Origin of the sequence: Volucribacter psittacicida (assembly GCF_004339025.1) — a bacterium.
GTDB classification, from domain to species: Bacteria; Pseudomonadota; Gammaproteobacteria; order Enterobacterales; family Pasteurellaceae; genus Volucribacter; species Volucribacter psittacicida.
This window is the reverse complement of sequence record NZ_SMFT01000003.1, coordinates 144735-161373: the sequence shown is the minus strand read 5'-3', so window position 1 is coordinate 161373 and position 16639 is coordinate 144735. Positions and strand designations below refer to the sequence as shown.

General features: G+C 38.2%; 15 protein-coding genes and 3 tRNA genes. 4 read left to right on the top strand and 14 right to left on the bottom strand.

The annotated features are described in order from the left end of the window. Position 1 precedes the first annotated feature (1 nt). The 4 genes from EV694_RS07555 to cpxA all read left to right on the top strand — a co-directional run bounded on the left by EV694_RS07555 (position 2) and on the right by cpxA (position 5481). Positions 2 to 259, top strand: coding sequence for a hypothetical protein (locus EV694_RS07555; protein WP_132691144.1), 258 nt, complete (start codon positions 2 to 4; stop codon positions 257 to 259). Further along, positions 259 to 2463: a DUF927 domain-containing protein gene (locus EV694_RS07550; RefSeq protein ID WP_132691142.1), complete on the top strand. Its 2205-nt coding sequence runs from the start codon at positions 259 to 261 to the stop codon at positions 2461 to 2463. Before EV694_RS07555 ends, EV694_RS07550 begins: the two co-directional genes overlap by 1 nt. 833 nt (positions 2464 to 3296) lie before the next feature. Further along, complete coding sequence (cpxR, locus tag EV694_RS07545) at positions 3297 to 4004, top strand: envelope stress response regulator transcription factor CpxR (RefSeq protein ID WP_132691140.1); 708 nt, start codon at positions 3297 to 3299, stop codon at positions 4002 to 4004. Positions 4005 to 4062: 58 nt separating this feature from the next. Then, positions 4063 to 5481 carry an envelope stress sensor histidine kinase CpxA gene (gene cpxA, locus EV694_RS07540; protein ID WP_132691138.1) on the top strand — a complete coding sequence of 473 codons (1419 nt, stop codon included), beginning with the start codon at positions 4063 to 4065 and terminating at the stop codon, positions 5479 to 5481. Positions 5482 to 5571: 90 nt separating this feature from the next. Here the strand turns inward: cpxA and recC are convergent, their stop codons facing one another. From recC to ybgC, 14 genes are all read right to left on the bottom strand, one after another. Then, a complete protein-coding gene (gene recC / locus EV694_RS07535; protein WP_132691136.1) occupies positions 5572 to 8901 on the bottom strand; it encodes an exodeoxyribonuclease V subunit gamma in 3330 nt (1109 codons plus the stop codon). Positions 8902 to 8964: 63 nt separating this feature from the next. Beyond that, positions 8965 to 9285, bottom strand: a complete 321-nt coding sequence (locus EV694_RS07530; RefSeq protein ID WP_132691134.1) for a DUF5374 domain-containing protein — start codon at positions 9283 to 9285, stop codon at positions 8965 to 8967. Further along, the gene (locus tag EV694_RS07525) at positions 9263 to 9934 is read right to left on the bottom strand and encodes a DUF2572 family protein (protein ID WP_165865510.1); all 672 of its coding nucleotides are present in this window, start codon (positions 9932 to 9934) and stop codon (positions 9263 to 9265) included. Before EV694_RS07525 ends, EV694_RS07530 begins: the two co-directional genes overlap by 23 nt. Positions 9935 to 9959: 25 nt before the next feature. Then, positions 9960 to 10688, bottom strand: a complete 729-nt coding sequence (locus EV694_RS07520; protein ID WP_132691130.1) for a hypothetical protein — start codon at positions 10686 to 10688, stop codon at positions 9960 to 9962. 1 nt (position 10689) lies between these two features. Next, on the bottom strand, positions 10690 to 11211 hold the full coding sequence (locus EV694_RS07515) for a prepilin-type cleavage/methylation domain-containing protein (RefSeq protein WP_132691128.1): 522 nt from the start codon (positions 11209 to 11211) through the stop codon (positions 10690 to 10692). A 195-nt stretch (positions 11212 to 11406) separates the two neighbouring features. Next, positions 11407 to 11482: transfer RNA gene (locus EV694_RS07510), tRNA-Lys, on the bottom strand. 18 nt (positions 11483 to 11500) lie between these two features. Continuing rightward, positions 11501 to 11576: transfer RNA gene (locus EV694_RS07505), tRNA-Lys, on the bottom strand. Between the two features lie 18 nt (positions 11577 to 11594). Continuing rightward, positions 11595 to 11670: transfer RNA gene (locus EV694_RS07500), tRNA-Lys, on the bottom strand. A gap of 258 nt (positions 11671 to 11928) precedes the next feature. Continuing rightward, the gene (gene pal / locus EV694_RS07495) at positions 11929 to 12384 is read right to left on the bottom strand and encodes a peptidoglycan-associated lipoprotein Pal (protein WP_132691126.1); all 456 of its coding nucleotides are present in this window, start codon (positions 12382 to 12384) and stop codon (positions 11929 to 11931) included. A 10-nt stretch (positions 12385 to 12394) separates the two neighbouring features. Then, positions 12395 to 13696 (bottom strand): Tol-Pal system beta propeller repeat protein TolB, encoded by a 1302-nt coding sequence (gene tolB, locus EV694_RS07490; RefSeq protein ID WP_132691124.1) that lies wholly within the window; start codon positions 13694 to 13696, stop codon positions 12395 to 12397. A gap of 44 nt (positions 13697 to 13740) precedes the next feature. Continuing rightward, on the bottom strand, positions 13741 to 14922 hold the full coding sequence (tolA, locus tag EV694_RS07485; protein WP_132691122.1) for a cell envelope integrity protein TolA: 1182 nt from the start codon (positions 14920 to 14922) through the stop codon (positions 13741 to 13743). A 24-nt stretch (positions 14923 to 14946) separates the two neighbouring features. After that, complete coding sequence (gene tolR / locus EV694_RS07480; protein WP_132691120.1) at positions 14947 to 15369, bottom strand: colicin uptake protein TolR; 423 nt, start codon at positions 15367 to 15369, stop codon at positions 14947 to 14949. An 83-nt stretch (positions 15370 to 15452) separates the two neighbouring features. Next, complete coding sequence (gene tolQ, locus EV694_RS07475) at positions 15453 to 16148, bottom strand: protein TolQ (RefSeq protein ID WP_132691118.1); 696 nt, start codon at positions 16146 to 16148, stop codon at positions 15453 to 15455. A gap of 30 nt (positions 16149 to 16178) precedes the next feature. Then, on the bottom strand, positions 16179 to 16580 hold the full coding sequence (gene ybgC, locus EV694_RS07470; RefSeq protein WP_132691116.1) for a tol-pal system-associated acyl-CoA thioesterase: 402 nt from the start codon (positions 16578 to 16580) through the stop codon (positions 16179 to 16181). Between the last annotated feature and the right edge of the window lie 59 nt (positions 16581 to 16639).

The following is a 16639-nucleotide window of genomic DNA, read 5'->3' as shown; positions in this document are numbered from 1 at the left end:
TATGGACTTAACAAAACGCAATATGATTAATGAATTAAGGGAAGAAATCAGCGAGAGCATAACGCATCTTAATGCGTTTCCCTATATTTATGAAAATCTATCCGCATTTGGCTTGAATACCGATAAGCAAGAACTGCTTGGCATTATTAATTCAACGGCTAAGATTGAACAAGTTTATATCAATCATCTTGCACAGTCATACGAACAATTACATGACCTTATTATTAATATGCAAAACGATTTAAAAGGGGAATTGTGATGAACGGAAGACGAAAAAACGCCCCATTTTTGGATAAACAAAATAAAAGCCCGCTAGAAGAAATGTTTATTCTCGTAGGCTCGCAAGCGTGGCAAGCCTGGGACAAGGGGAAAGGCTTAGAATGGCATTTGCTTTGTGATGCGGTTAAGTTTGATAACGGGGAAATCCCCGTTATTGTTGGCGAGAGCCAGCTCAAAGAGATCAATCAACTCAACCTTGCACCGCTAGACAAGCAAATCGTGCGATTATGCCAATTTGGCGAGCTATCGCAACGACAAATTAGCGGAATATGTGCTAACCTTGCCCGCTTTAGCCAAGTGCAAACCCTGACACTTTGCGACAATCTCGGCAATTTAATCGAGGATTTAAGCCCTTATGTTGCCCGTTTGCGAGAAGATGAACAAAGCCAGCTATTAATGCAACAAGCCAACGAGCAAAGCGACAAGCCGAAAAACGAGCCTTATATTGAATATCGGGATAATGGCGTATTAAAAGGGCTTTATTTTGTTACGCCGAAATTTGATAAAGACACTCACGAACTGATTAGCGAAAAACAGCAGTGGATATGTGATCCCCTTGAATTAGTAGGCAGTGGCAAAAATGATGTTGGCGAGTATTTTTATATTTTCCAATGGCAAAACCTTGACGAGAAAACCCCAAGAATAGAGGCAGTAAACTGTGGCGATTTTGGCACAGAAGCCGCCTGGAAATTACTCAAAAATCAAGGCTTGCTAATGACACCCCGCACCATTACGCAAAACCTTGTAGAGCATTTTCACGCTCAAGCCAATTTTGCCCCTCGCTGGAGTGTTACCCATTGCACAGGTTGGCATAATGGGGCGTATTTATTGCCCAATGGCGAAATTATTGGCAAGCCTAGCCAGCCGATTATTTTCAAAGGTAAAAGCGGTATGACCACAGGTTACGACACCGCAGGCACGTTAGAAAGTTGGCGGGAAAATATCGCCGATAAAGTGCGGGGCAATAGCTCAATGATGTTAGCCCTTGCCACCGCATTCGCTAGCCCGTTGCTTAAATTCTTGCACGCTGATTCATTCGGCGTACACCTTTATAACCGTTCATCAAAGGGGAAAACAACCAGCCTAAACATTGCCAATAGCATTTATGGCAACCCTAACGAGATCAAAGGATCTTGGGATACCACGCAAGCCGCCGTAACCAATGAAGCCAGTGCGAGAAATGACGGCTTTATTACCCTTGACGAGCTAGGGCAAGCCAAGAAAATTCACGAAGTGGCAACGATTGCCTATTCCCTATTTAACGAGGTAGGGCGAAATAGAGGGGCAAAAGAGGGCGGCAATGTGAATTTAAACCGCTGGAAAATTACTGCCCTTTCCACAGGGGAAAAAGACGTAGAAGGCTTTTTACAAAGCAAGGGATTACAAATTAATGCAGGGCAATTAGTTCGCTTGTTAAATATTCCATTGGTTGACGTGCAAGAGCTACATGGCTTTACCAGCCCGAAAGCCCACGCCGACCACTTAAATGAGGCAAGCAAGGTTAATTATGGCGTAGTAGGGCGTGAATGGATTAAATTATTAACCCAGCACCCCGAACGCATAAAAGTCGAATATGCTCGCTTAAATGCCCTTTGGCAAAATCGTCTAGCGGAAGATTGTGCTAGCCAAGTGCAACGAGTAGCGAGCCGTTTTGCCATTTTAGAAACCGCTTTAACCTTGGCAAAAGAGCTAACAGGCTGGACAGAAAGCGAAAATAGCGAGGCATTAATTAAATCATTCAATGACTGGATAGCAGGCTTTGGCGAGAAAGAACACGAAGAAAGCAAGATTTTAAATTTCTTTAATGATTTTCTTATTGCCAACGCTGAAACCTTATTTTATCAAATCCCACATAGTGAATTTGATAATCGCCCAGTAAAAGATATGTGCGGCTACCGCATTTTAGAAATTACAGGGCAATCTAAAGAGCATTTTTATTTCTTAAATAATGCCTTTAGCCGAATAGTAAGCGAATATTTAGAAATGCCTAAAATGATGGTGCTAGAAACCTTAGAAAAATTGAAAATGACAAGAAACACAACACCATCAGAACGCAAAACACGCCCTTATTTGCATAAAGCAAGCAGACAAACGCTAGAAAAAGGCGTAGCGAAAGGACGTTACTATATTATTTATCCATACGAAGAAGAGGAAGAAGAAAACCCAGTAAACGAAAATCAATAACTATAAATTTATCCAGTAACAAGACGGCAAAAAACAGCCGTCTTTTTTTATCTCCAGACCTGAAAAAATGGCTTTTCTAGCATAGTAATATTAATATTTTTGGGAAAATTGGGAAATAAAATATAATATTATTATATATCAATAACTTACAGCTTCATAATTTTCCCATTTTTTCCCAAAACCGCCAAAAAAGCCCTTAAATTTTCCCATTTTTTCCCATTGGGTAAATTTTGAACAATATTAATAATCAGATTTTCCCAAAAAATTTTGGGAATTTTCCCATTATTTGCCCAAATTTTCCCAAAGCCGATTTTTTATAATTCATTGAAAAATAATAAAAAAATCAAGATTTTCCCATTTTCCCAATTTTCCCATTCAATTTCACCCACTGACAAATAAAAAAATTTTTTCACTCAATAACCATCCGTCAAAATCAGCAGACTAAAAAAATCAAATAGGGAGAAATCTATATTTTTATACAGTATTAATGCGGTTATATAATCGCTACTTATCTTTCATTTATATTTGTATTTAGCATGATCTTTCTTTATACTCCGTTACGGATTTTTAGATCCCTAGATAGCTCCCTAGAAACAAAAGGATTACAAGCAAACTATTTATAATTCAATAGGTTAGGTGATTGTATTGATGTTCCCTCTCACCGCCATCTAAATATTCAAATTTAACCTATCCTAACTTTTACACACCCTAGAAAAAGTTTAATATTCAACCCATTATATAGTAAAAAAGAAATGTAAAGATTAAATGAACTTTTTCTTAACAGCTATGTCTTATTGAACATATTTTAATTTCTATAAATAAAAGGGACTATTATGCCAAAAGTTTTATTAGTTGATGATGATGTTGAATTAACAGAATTACTTGCTGAATTACTAGGTATGGAAGGATTTGATGTAGAAGTAGTACATAATGGCGAAGAAGCCTTAGAAAAGCTTGATCTAAGTTATGATATTGTACTACTTGATGTGATGATGCCTGTATTAAATGGTATTGAAACATTAAAGCAAATCCGTCAAAAATTCACGACACCTGTATTAATGCTTACGGCACGAGGCGATGATATTGACCGTGTACTAGGGCTTGAGTTAGGTGCAGATGACTATCTTGCTAAACCTTTCAATGATCGTGAATTGGTCGCACGTGTTAAAGCGATTTTACGCCGTACCAATCTTAAAGTCACACCAGATATTGAAATTAATCACGCAGATGATCGTAAACAATTAGAATTTGGTGGGGTTACTTTATATCCAGGACGTCAACAAGCTATTTTTGAAGGGCGTGATTTAGATTTAACGGGAACTGAGTTCGCATTATTACAAATTTTAGTAAGAAATCCGGGGCAAATTCTTTCTCGAGAATTATTAAGTATGGAAATTTTAGGTAAACGTTTGACACCATTTGATCGTGCTATTGATATGCATATGTCAAATTTACGTAAGAAATTACCATTACGCCATGATGATTTACCTTGGTTTAAAACCTTGCGTGGACGTGGCTATCTCCTCGTTACTGAAAAATAATCGTGATTTATTAGAGGCTTAATGTTACATTAAGCCTTTTCTTTTTAGAGTTACTATTATGTTACTTTCTCCAATTACCAATCGTATTAATTCACTAACGGTACAAATTTTTGCTTTATTTTGGCTTACTTTTAGTATTTTACTGGCTTTAGCCTTTTTTGTGCCGACACTAGATGCACGGGCTTATACCGAATTAAAAGGTGATGATTTACGCTATTATCAAAACGAAGTAAATATTGCTATCCGTCATAAACATATTATGCGTTTATTAAATTTCCCTATAGCCTTAGAACAAGGTAACGAACCCTATATGGAACCTCCGCCTAATATGCCTCGCCCAGTCTTAGTCAACAATCAACGGGCAATTATTGGTGCAAAACCTGATGATGTTCAACCTCTGCAAAAATTTATTTATCAATCAGATAACCCTGCTCACCCAATGACGAAACGGTTTTTTGATGTACAAATTTCAGGACCTTTCTTAATTACGTTTAGACAAAATAAGGAAGAAACCTATATGTTGTACTTTGTACGCAAAGTAAATCCACAGCAAGAATTTCTTAGCTTTATCTTTGATCACCCATTCATTATGTTATTGTTATTTATGCTAATTTCTTCGCCGTTATTACTTTGGTTAGCTTGGAGTATCAGCCGCCCAATGCGACGTTTTCGTTCAACCGCTAATGCAGTGGCTTTAGGAAATTTCAAAATTAATAAAGAATTAGAAGAAGATGGCACAAGAGAATTTCGCTTAGTAGGGCGGAGTTTCAACCAAATGATTAAAGCCATTGATGAATTAATTTCAAATAAACAACGATTACTTTCTGCTATTTCGCACGAATTGCGTACGCCTTTAACCCGACTACAATTATCCTCCGCCTTATTACGGCGACGTAAAGGAGAATGTACGGAATTAGCACGTATTGATATGGAAACCGAGCGATTAGATAAAATGATTAATGACTTATTATTGCTTTCTCGCCAACAATTAAACAGTCATTTACTCAGAGATATTTTTCCTATTAATGCGATGTGGGAGGATATTTTCTCTGACGCACAATTTGAAGCGGAACAACGCCATTTGGATTGCCGTATCCAAATTCAAATTGATAAACCAGAACAACATTTTATTAATGGAAATCTAAGTTTATTATCTAGTGCCATAGAAAATGTAATCCGTAATGCCTTGAAATACACGAATAGCCAAATTCAAGTGTCTGTTTATCTTGAGAAAAATAAATATTTATTAGTGCAAGTTGATGACAATGGTCCGGGCGTGCCACCAGAGGAATATGATCAAATTTTTGAGCCTTTCTATCGTGTTGATGCGGCTCGTACCAGAGAAACAGGAGGAACAGGTTTAGGCCTTGCCATTGTAGCCAATGCCATTAAACAACATCAAGGCGAAGTTTGGGCTGATAAAAGTCCCTTGGGCGGTTTGCAAATTATGATTAAATTACCTCTTTGGCTTGATTGAAAATATTAATATTAAGTGCGGTCAGTTTTGCAAAAATTTTTTTAAAACTGACCGCACTTTTTTAGTGTGGTTTCAATTTAAAGTTCAATTTTATTCCCGCAATAAATAACTAAACCACGTCAGAAATTGCTGATTAATCTTATTAAGATCTAATGAGGTTGTTTGGCTTAATAGACGTAGCCAATAGGGATCTTCTGTTTGATAACCATAATTATCGCTTCGTGCAATCTCATTAAAATGCTGATAATAGACCTGTTCCTCTGTTAAATTTGGATCATTAATCAGTTTTAGATATTCTTTAATTTTTTTGGTTGGCACAAGCTGTAATTGCTGTGCTGAGGCGAGATAATCCCGAATATACACTTGTAATTGCTCAATGGCTTGTTGTTGGTTCATTGGAGGACAAGATTCTGGTTGACTTTGTTTGCCATAAAACATCGCTGGGGTAATAACCTCTTCGGTGCTGGCTTGTAGAGCGAGATAATAAAGCCAATTTTCTATAATATCCTCATCACGAATGTTCCCTAAACGCCAAGCAACACGTTTTTTTTGTTCGCCATAAAGTTGGTTAATATTGCCTTCCAATTTTACGTTATCAAAGGATAAAGCAATAAATTGCTGTTGTGCTGGCTGATTGAGGTAATCTTGAATTTGTTGCTGAAATTGGCTCACTTGTTGTTCCATCTTTTCCGCATAAATTTGCCCAAAATTCGCTCGAGGTAATATGCCTTTGACTCTTAATTGAGCAAAATATTGTTCTCGTTGTTGTGGCGTTTGCGTGAGTAAGGCTTGGTTAATCTGGTATAGATTAAGATTATTGAGAACAAAATTTTCATTTTCATCAATGGTTTCTGGTAATTGTTTAAAATAAACGCCTAAACCTTGTTCAAAAAAGAATTTTACTGGATTTTTAACAAAAGCAATAAGCTGTGGAAGTTCAATTACCACTTGTGCATTGACGTCATGATATTGTGGCAAAGGTTGGATAAATTCTGTAAGTTGATAATTTGAAGATTGTGATAAAGGTTTCCATTGTGTGGCAAAGGTAAAAGTGCGGTCATTTTTTTCCGTATTTTTCGGGTTAAATAACTGCATAGGCTGCTCAATAACCAGTAAATCTCTGATGTTTTCCTTTAGTGGCATATTTTCTGCCAGATAATCCAAAAGTTGGTTGACTAAGACGGACGGTTCTTTGCGTTGATTATCAATAATGGAGCGTCCTACATAGCTGAGATAAAACTGTTGTTGTGCCGATAATAAGGCTTCTAAAAAGAGATAACGATCATCTTCTCGGCGTAAACGGTCGCCCTTTTGTTGATGATATTGCATAAGATCAAAACTGTTACGTGGCTGTTGTCGCGGATAATCCGCATCATTCATTCCTAATAAACAAATCACTTTAAAGGGAATGGAACGCATTGGTAAGAGTGTACAAAAACTCACTTTACCCGTTAGAAAGCGTAAACTATTTTGGCTGTTATGCAATTTTTCCGTCAAAACTTCGGCAATAACCTCAATGTAAATCGGCGTTTGATATTGGATATCTTCCAGTTGCTGATTAAATTGGGTTAGGGTTTGCTGTAAATAAAATAAGGTTTCTCGATTATTGTCTTCTTCTGCAAAAAAATCCTTGATGAGCTGAGATAATTGTTCACACCAATCCGTAATATGATGAGCTTGCATTAAATATTGATGCCATTGGGTTATGCGTTCAACAAAAGCCGCTAATTGCCCAACAAATTCTCCTTTTAAACCATAACTTGGATTAAAACCAAGACTATCTTGCCAAATCCCATCTTGCTCTCGCATGGCATAGCCAAGCAACATACGTTCTAAACCTTTTTGCCACGAGTTATATTGGCTTTGCTCCATTTGTGCGGTTAAACCAAAGCGTATGCCCGTTTGTTCCACCCAATAACGAAGTTTTGCCAATTCTTCTTGTTCAATTTCAAATTTTTTTCTAATGGCAGGAATATCCAATAATTCAAGTAATTGTTCCGCACTAAAACGGCTTTCTTTCATTTGTAAAAACTTGAGAAAGCCTGCAACCAGCACATCATTTTCCGTTAAACGTCCATCGGATAAGGAAAAGGGGATAAAGCGTTTATCCTGACGATATTGTCCGAATACGGCATTAATATAAGGGGCATAATGATCAATATCCGCCATCATCACCACAATGTCTTTCGGTGTTAAATTGGGATCTTGTTCAAATAAATCCAGTAAATGGTCGTGCAACACTTCCACTTCTCGCATTGGGCTATGGCAAGATTGAACAATGAGAGATCTGTCCGTTTCCTGATAAGTCAATGGGGTTTGATAATCTAAATTGAGAATGCGATGCTGAATTTGTGCAAGTAATCCTGCATTTTGTTCATTTGCCCCCACAGGATCGACAAAGGCGGATATTTCATTATTTTCTAATTCTGTTAAGGCATAGAGAAAATCTCGTCCCAGCTTACCCCAGCTTGCAAGTAAGGGGTTACCCACTAAATGTTGTTCATCATTTAAATGTGGGGCTGTTTGGAGTTGCTCAAGTAACGCCTGTTGTGAAGAGGAAAAGAGCGGAGAGGTTTGCTGTTGTTGATAAATTTGACGAGAACGTAATTTTAAACGTTGCAAATAATGGGGATCAATAATATCGCCCCAATAATAACGGCAAGGATTATTAAAAAAAAGATGAATATGGCAATGTTGGCTCATTGCTTGAAATGTGACTAAATAACTTTGTGGTAAGGCGGAAATACCAAAAATAAATAAACGTTTAGGCAAAGAATGTGGACGATGTTTTGCCAGATAATCGAGATAATATTGGTGTAAATTAGCACGATGTAATATCTGTACATTTTGACGACGAATATCGGCAATCAAAGCTCGCCATAATTCTGCTTGCCAGTGGATATGAGGAATAATTTGTTCAATGGATTCACGTTGTTGATCAGCAATCGCTTGTTGAACCAGTTGGTCATTGCCTTGTTCCCAAGCTAAAATCCATTCGGGACGATAAACTAAATATTGGTCAAATAGGTTGGCAATTTGATGAGCAAGTTGATAGCATTTTTGCTGATCCCTTTGTCCATTGAAATGAAAATATTGGCGTAAAGGGGCAAAATCACTTTGTGTGAGCAATGTCATTAATCGCCAAGTCATCGCCTCTTTGCTAAATGCAGTTTGTTCACTCACATTGGGCAAAGTCTCGCAATATTGTTGCCAAATAAAACTGGCAGGCATAGGAAAATGAAAATTGGCGGCAATACCTAACTTATCGGCAATTTGTAATTGCAACCATTGTGCCATACCCGGACTTTGCACCAAAATGGTTTCCGCCTGAAAGGGATCGCTCAACGGATCCATTTCCATTAACTTTAATAGCATTTCCTTTTGCATTTCTAGCTGGTTTGAATGGTAAACAGTAAACATTATCTTATGCCCTTTTAATCAATCATTGCTTAATCACGCCATTCTATCATTATGCTTACCCATTTACCTAGTTGATTGAGAAGAAGGGGCAGCCAGTTTTGTTTCGCCTAGTGGATAACTAACAATAATCTGTTGCCCTTGGCAGCGAATAGTAAAATGTAAATGATTTTGCCATTGTTCTGATTGACAATCCAAGCCTAGCCATAAACGTTGCCATTGATTTTCAGCAATCTGTATGCCTTGAAAATCTTGGTAAATTTTCACCGCACTTTGTCGTTGTTGTGTCGTCCATGTTGATAAGGTAAGTAATAAACCACTTAATATACTTAAGCTCACTAATAAGGCAATGAGGCTTATTCCTCTATTCAATCGGTGTAAAATCATACCAGCTTTGCTCCGCCATCTGCCAACGACTAAATTTTTGGGTAAGATACACCACTGTGTTTTTGTGATAAGTCAATGAAATCTGAGGATCTAAATGTAACTCCCCTTGTGTAATAATCGCCCCTCGAATACGCCCTTGCCCTGTAATGGTTAAATCGCCTTGTGCAATAATCACGCCATAAATATCCTGTTGAATTTGCCAATGGGCTTGTGGCTGACTAAACCAATATAAGGTGCCTTGTGGATCGAGGCGATCAAAGTGCGGTGCAAATAAAGAAAATTTTTGTTGATCAATATAATCGCTAAACTGCCCAATTAAAGCATTTTTTCGGGGTATCTGTTTGAAAAGTTTTTCTCGTACGCACCAACGATATTGGCGTATGGATTGGGACGTATCTGTTGCTTTAAATATTAATAAATGGCTATCTGTAGGTAAAAAGGGATCTAAAGAAATGCAGGCATTTTTGCTCTTTTCTTGTGCCTGTTGCTGTAAATAAAGATGTTGTTTCTGTTGTTGTTGATGTTGAAAGACAAGTTGACGATAAAACCCAATCCCTTGATCATCATACAATAGCAACAGAAATAAAGTGCTAGTAAGTAGCATTAACACACCTAATAATGCCGCCCCTTTTTGCACAAAACTCGTCATACAAAACCCTTGTTTTAACACCATTTTATTGCTGTATTTGATTTAATAATGGCACAACAATTTGTGCTTGATAATTTAATTCAGGATAATGACGCAAAGCTATTTTTAAGCTAATTTCAATCCCCATACCGGCTAACCAGCTAAAATGAAGTTCCTCAAGCAGATAAAGCTGTTCGTCTAATAATCCTACCCAGCCTACATTTTGTTGGCATATTGGTGCTTGCAAATAACGCTGGCATTGTTCTTGCCGACAATTATCATTTACAGCACTACGATAAGTTAACCAACTTTGTAATTGTTGATGCTGTTTACGATAACCAAATAACTCATTGCGTATTTGTGTACTGCGATTTCGTTGCTCCGACACACAACGCCCACTACGTTGCTTCCCCAAGCAACCATCAGCATTTAAATCATAAAAGAAAAGTACACAATCCTGATCATTGACGAGAGTAGAATGAATAGCCACCGCATTAATCTCTTTGGCTTGCTCAAATAAGAAAAAATTATCCCCCTCCTCACTGGCAAGCACCTTTTCATTCACCGCTCTAAACCCAGCTCGTTTCAAGTCTTTAGCCATTAATTTCAATAGGTTATGCACCTGTTGTTGTAGCTGTAAACTTAATAATATTTGTTTATTTTGCTGTTGAACTTGACTATAAAAACCAATAAACATCATTATTAATAAGGAAGATAAACTGATAGACAGCATTAATTCCACCAGACCTAGTCCTGCATAATGTCTAACATTCATATCATTCCCCCTTAACACAGGCACTTAAGCGGTCATTTTCTTTTAACCTTATACTGCCCACGTTAAAAAGACTAAATAAAATTTGGCGTTCTCCAACCTGCAAAGCAAAACAGGCGGTAGCAAAAGTATGTCGAATACCGTTAATACGGGTGATTTCTATGGGATAATATTGTTGGCTTATTAACATACTTCGTTGTGGAAAATAGGGATAATAAAAATACGCATTTACCGATTGTGGACAATATTGGGGCAATAAGCAATCACATAAAGGCTGATCTCTAGGCTGTGCAGTTAAGCACCAATGCTGTTGGCTAAGCTGACGATTTGCCAATAACAACCAAATTTCATTATTGCTAGACGTATAGTATTGCACTTGTTGCAAAAATAACTTTAAACGCTGTTGTTCTTTATGTAATACCAAATAATCCGTTAAGCTATGCCATAAAGTGGGTACATTTAGCCATAACAAACTGAAAATAAATAACGTCAACAATATTTCTAATAAAGTGATTCCTTTATACATAATAGCCTTGTTGATTTAACTAAAATCTGAAATATATGCTAGTCATAATCAAGGAAATAAGATATTAATCCGTATTTTGCTATGCGAAAAATGGAAAGAAGATCGCAGAAGTAAAATAAATCAATATCAAAACACGATATTATTTTAAAGCTGGGCGACTATGGTAATGGGTTTTGCTAATCTTAATGAAGTAAATGGTGGGTCGTGAAGGATTCGAACCTTCGACCAACGGATTAAAAGTCCGCTGCTCTACCGACTGAGCTAACGACCCAATAGGGATTTGCTTGAATGGTGGGTCGTGAAGGATTCGAACCTTCGACCAACGGATTAAAAGTCCGCTGCTCTACCGACTGAGCTAACGACCCAATAGGGATTTGTTTAAATGGTGGGTCGTGAAGGATTCGAACCTTCGACCAACGGATTAAAAGTCCGCTGCTCTACCGACTGAGCTAACAACCCATTTAAACGGTTACTGCTTCGTAACGAGGCACTATAATACTGATTTTAATTTAATAATCAATCAAATTTTTTATTTTTTTACTTATTTGTCTGAATACTCGTCAAATTTCAGTGATTTTCTATACAATAATATGCTCAGTGAAAATCAGTAGGAAAAATTATGTTAAAACTGACCGCACTTTTACTGTAAACATCATCACTCTATAAAAAAACCGAATGAAAACTCATTCGGTTTCTTACATAAAATCAATACTAAAATTAGTATGCTAACACCGCACGACGGTTTTTCGCATAAGCCGCTTCGTCATGACCTAATACAGCTGGTTTTTCTTCACCGAAAGAAATTGTTGATGTTTGTGCACCAACACCTTTCGCTGATAAATAAGATTGTACAGAATCAGCACGACGTTGACCTAAAGCGATATTGTACTCAGGTGTACCACGCTCATCAGTATAACCTTCAATTAATACTTTAGTTGCTGGGTTAGCTGATAAGTATGCTGCGTGAGCATCTAATAATAATGCACCTTCATTGTTTACATCATATTTATCAAATGCGAAGTAAACAGTGTTATAACGTTGTTGTAAATCTTGCACAGTATAACCACCGAATGTTTGAGTGGCGTTAGCATTAGCATCAGAGTCGTTAGATGAACTACATGCTGCTAATAAAAGTGCTGGAGCAACGAATAATACTTTAGCAAATTTTTTCATTTACATTTCCTTAGTTTTGGTTGAGATACGGCGACCAAGCTGGGAATTTGACTTGCCCATCATTACCCGGTAACCGAGCTTTAAAACGCCCATCGGCGGACACTAATTGTAGCACCTTGCCTAGACCTTGGGTAGAACTATAAATAACCATAATTCCATTTGGCGAAAAACTTGGGCTTTCATCAAGGAAAGTGGAGCTTAATACTTCAGTTGTCCCTGTATTAAGATCTTTTTTCACAATATTATCACCTGAAATCATAATTAAGGTTTTCCCATCATCGGCAATTTTGCCACTAAAACTGCGACCACCCGAGCTTAATAATGAGGCGTTACCACCTGCAGCACTCATTTGATAAACCTGTGGTGAACCGCTTCTATCTGAAGTAAACACAATAGTTTGGCTATCTGGCGACCAGCTAGGCTCTGTATTATTGCCTGCTCCGCTCGTTAGCTGACTAATTTGTCCACTTGCGAGATTCATAACATAAAGATTTAAAAGTCCATCTTTGCTGGAAGCAAAAGCAAGACGTGTACCATCTGGCGAAAAAGCAGGCGATCCATTGTGGCGAGGGAATGATGCCACCACTTTACGACTGCCTGAATTTAAATCTTGTATCACTAATTGCGATTTTTTATTTTCAAAGGTGGTATAAGCAAGGCGTTTACCATCTGGCGACCAAGCGGGCGACATAAGTGGCTGTGCACTACGATTTACCACAAATTGATTATAGCCATCATAATCTGATACACGTAATTCATAAGGTTGTGCCCCAGAATTTTTTTGTACAATATAGGCAATGCGAGTTCTAAATGCCCCTTTAATGCCTGTTAATTTTTCAAAAACATCATCACTAATAGTATGAGCACCGTAACGCAGCCATTTTTGGCTTACGTTATATTGATTTTGCGACAATACTGCTCCCGCGGTGCCAGTTGCACCGATAGTATCAATCAGCTGATAAGCAATATTAAATCCATCGCCTGCTGGCGTAACTTGTCCCACCACAATGGCATCAATACCCAATGCCGACCAAGCCTCGGGGTTTACTTCCGCGGCTGAGGTGGGTAATTGTGGCATACGGCTTACGGCTAAGGGGTTAAATTTCCCACTATTGCGTAAATCTGCTGAAATAATCTCGGCAATATTCACAGGGGCATTGCCTGGTCCATTCCATTTGAATGGCACAACGGCAATGGGTCTTGCACTATCAACACCTTCATCAATAACAATACGCACTTCTGCTCTCGCGACCGAGCATACCATCAACATGAATAGGGCGAGAAAACCGCCTATTTTAGTCACTAACTTCATTCCTACCACCTAAGTTGGTTTATTTATCACAATATAACAAACTATTATTTAAGATCAAAATCAATAATTGGCGTTTTATAACGGTTATAAATCGCATCAGAAGGTGCAGCTGGCACTTTTTTCGTTCTTGCCACTGCACTCATGGCTGCGGCACAAATATCATCAGGGCCAGAAATGCGTTGATAATTACTAATTGTGCCATCACGTTCCAAATATAATCTGATACTACACACTTTTCCAGCAAAACTCGGATCTTTAAGGAACCTACGCTGAATCTCTCGTTTAATCACGCCAGCATATTGATCGCCTGTTTTACCACCATCGCCACTACCTAAAGCGGCACCTGAGCCTGAAGATCCTTGACGATTGGTGCTACCACCAACATTAGCACTTCCGCCCCCAATATCTCCACCTGTTAAGAAATCATCTAAAGCTGCTTGTTGTGCTTTACGTTGTGCTTTGGCTTTTGCCTCGGCTTGAGCCTTAGCCTTTGCTTCTGCCTCCGCTTTGGCTTTTGCTTCTGCTTGTGCCTTGGCTTTTGCCTCCGCCTCCGCTTTAGCTTTGGCTTCTGCTTGTGCCTTGGCTTTTGTCTCCGCCTCCGCTTTGGCTTTCGCTTCTGCTTGCGCCTTGGCTTTTGCCTCTGCCTCTGCTTTGGCTTTCGCTTCTGCTTGCGCCTTGGCTTTTGCCTCCGCCTCCGCTTTGGCTTTCGCTTCCGCCTTAGCCTTTGCTTCTGCTTCCGCTTTTAATCTTGCTTGTTCAGCTAATTTTTGCTGTTGTAATTTTTCCTGCTGGGCTTTCTCTTGTTGTATTCTTTGTTGTTCCGCTAACTGTTGTTGGCGCTCTTTCTCTTGTTGTTTTTGTAATTCTAATTTTTGCTGTTCGATTCTCTGTTGTTCTAATCGCTGTTGCTCTATTCGCTGCTGCTCTAATCGTTGTTGCTGTTCAAGTTCTCGTTGTTTTTGCTCTTGAGCAATGTCCGCCACATTTTCTGTCATGGCTTGCTGTTGTTGCCCTTTTTTTTGCTGTTGAATACGTCCCCATTCTTGCGCCGCCGATCCTGTATCCACCATCACAGCACCAATCACATCAGTATCGCCTTCGCCACCGCCCATTATGGTTACTTTACTTGCTAAAGATCCCAAAATAAGTAGTGCAAACAACACGAGATGCAAAATAACGGAAATAAAGACCGCACTTTTAAATTTATTTTGTTGCTTACTTTGCACAATGAATCCTATTATTTGCTGGTATTAAATAGGGTTAGTCATTAAACCAACTTGCTTTATTCCCGCTAAGTGAAATAAATTTATCGCTTTGATTACTTCTTCATAGGCAATATCCTTTGCTCCGCCCACGAGGAAGGTGGTTTGATTATCTTTATCAAAGGCCTCTTTTGCCATTTGTACTACCGTTTCTTCGCTTAAGTTTTCGTTGCGTTCACCACCGATTAATAAGGTATATTGTCCAGTACCTGCTACCTCTAAAATAACCGGTGTTTTATCTTCATTGGAAACGGTTTTACTCTCCACAGAATCTGGTAACTCAACCTCAACACTTTGGCTTATCACAGGCGCTGTTGCCATAAAAATCAGCAATAACACTAATAATACATCAAGAAAAGGAACAATATTAATTTCAGATTTTATCTCTCGACGCTGACGACGTTGCGACATTTTTTACCTTCTTAAAACTTGTTAAAAAACCACCGCACTTTACGCAAAATAGGCTTTAGCGAGAAGTGCGGTCAAAAATAGGATTATTTTTCTGAATGCTGACGAGTAGTAAACACTTGGCGATGTAAAATGGTGGTAAACTCGTCAATAAAATTTTCGTATTGTTGTTCAAGTTTGGTTACCCGTAAACTTAAACGATTATATGCCATCACTGCAGGGATCGCCGCAAATAAACCAATGGCGGTAGCAATAAGGGCTTCAGCAATTCCTGGGGCAACCATTTGTAATGTGGCTTGTTTCGCACCACTTAATGCCATAAAGGCGTGCATAATTCCCCAAACGGTGCCAAATAAACCAATATAAGGGCTAATTGACGCCACTGTGGCAAGAAAAGGAATGCTATTTTCTGCACTTTCTATTTCGCGATTCATCGCTAAATTCATCGCTCTTGAGCTACCTTGAATAATGGCCTCTGGATTTTGTGTATTGGCTTGTTTTAAACGTGAAAACTCTTTAAAGCCTACATAAAAAATTTGTTCATTGCCTGTTAAACCATCACGACGATTAGATAGCCCGTCATATAAACGATGAAGATCTTCACCTGACCAAAAACGATCTTCAAAACGTTGTGATTCTTTTAATGCTTTACTTAAAATGCGACTACGCTGAATAATAATTGCCCAAGAGATGACCGAGAAAAGAATTAAAACCACAATAACAATTTGTACTACAATACTTGCTGCGAGAAATAATTCTAAAAAATTTAATTCTGTCGCCATTAACTGCTCCATAATGTGTTGATTAAAAATCTAAAGATGTTGATGTAATTCCGCTCTAATGCTTTCTGGCATTGCTATCGGTTTCATTTTAATTAAATCTACATAGGCTATTTTGCTGGTGGCATCACAAAGTAACGTTTGTTCACGCATTAATTGTTGTTCAAAAATAATGCTACTTGCTTTTAATGACACAATTTTTGTCAGCACTTGCAGTTGCTCATCTAATTTTGCGGGTAACCGAAAATCAATCTCCATTTTGCGTACCACAAAAGCCTGTTTTTGTACCGTTAATAATTGTTGCTGACTAAAGCAAAGTGTTCTTAAAAATTCTGTTCTGGCACGTTCAAAAAAATGTAGATAACGTGCGTGATAAACAACGCCACCTGCGTCAGTATCTTCATAATAAATCCGTATAGGAAATGTAAAGATCATATTGTTACAACTCTTATTTTAAGGAATTTATCGTCGTCCCATTTTAAAATGAACGATGA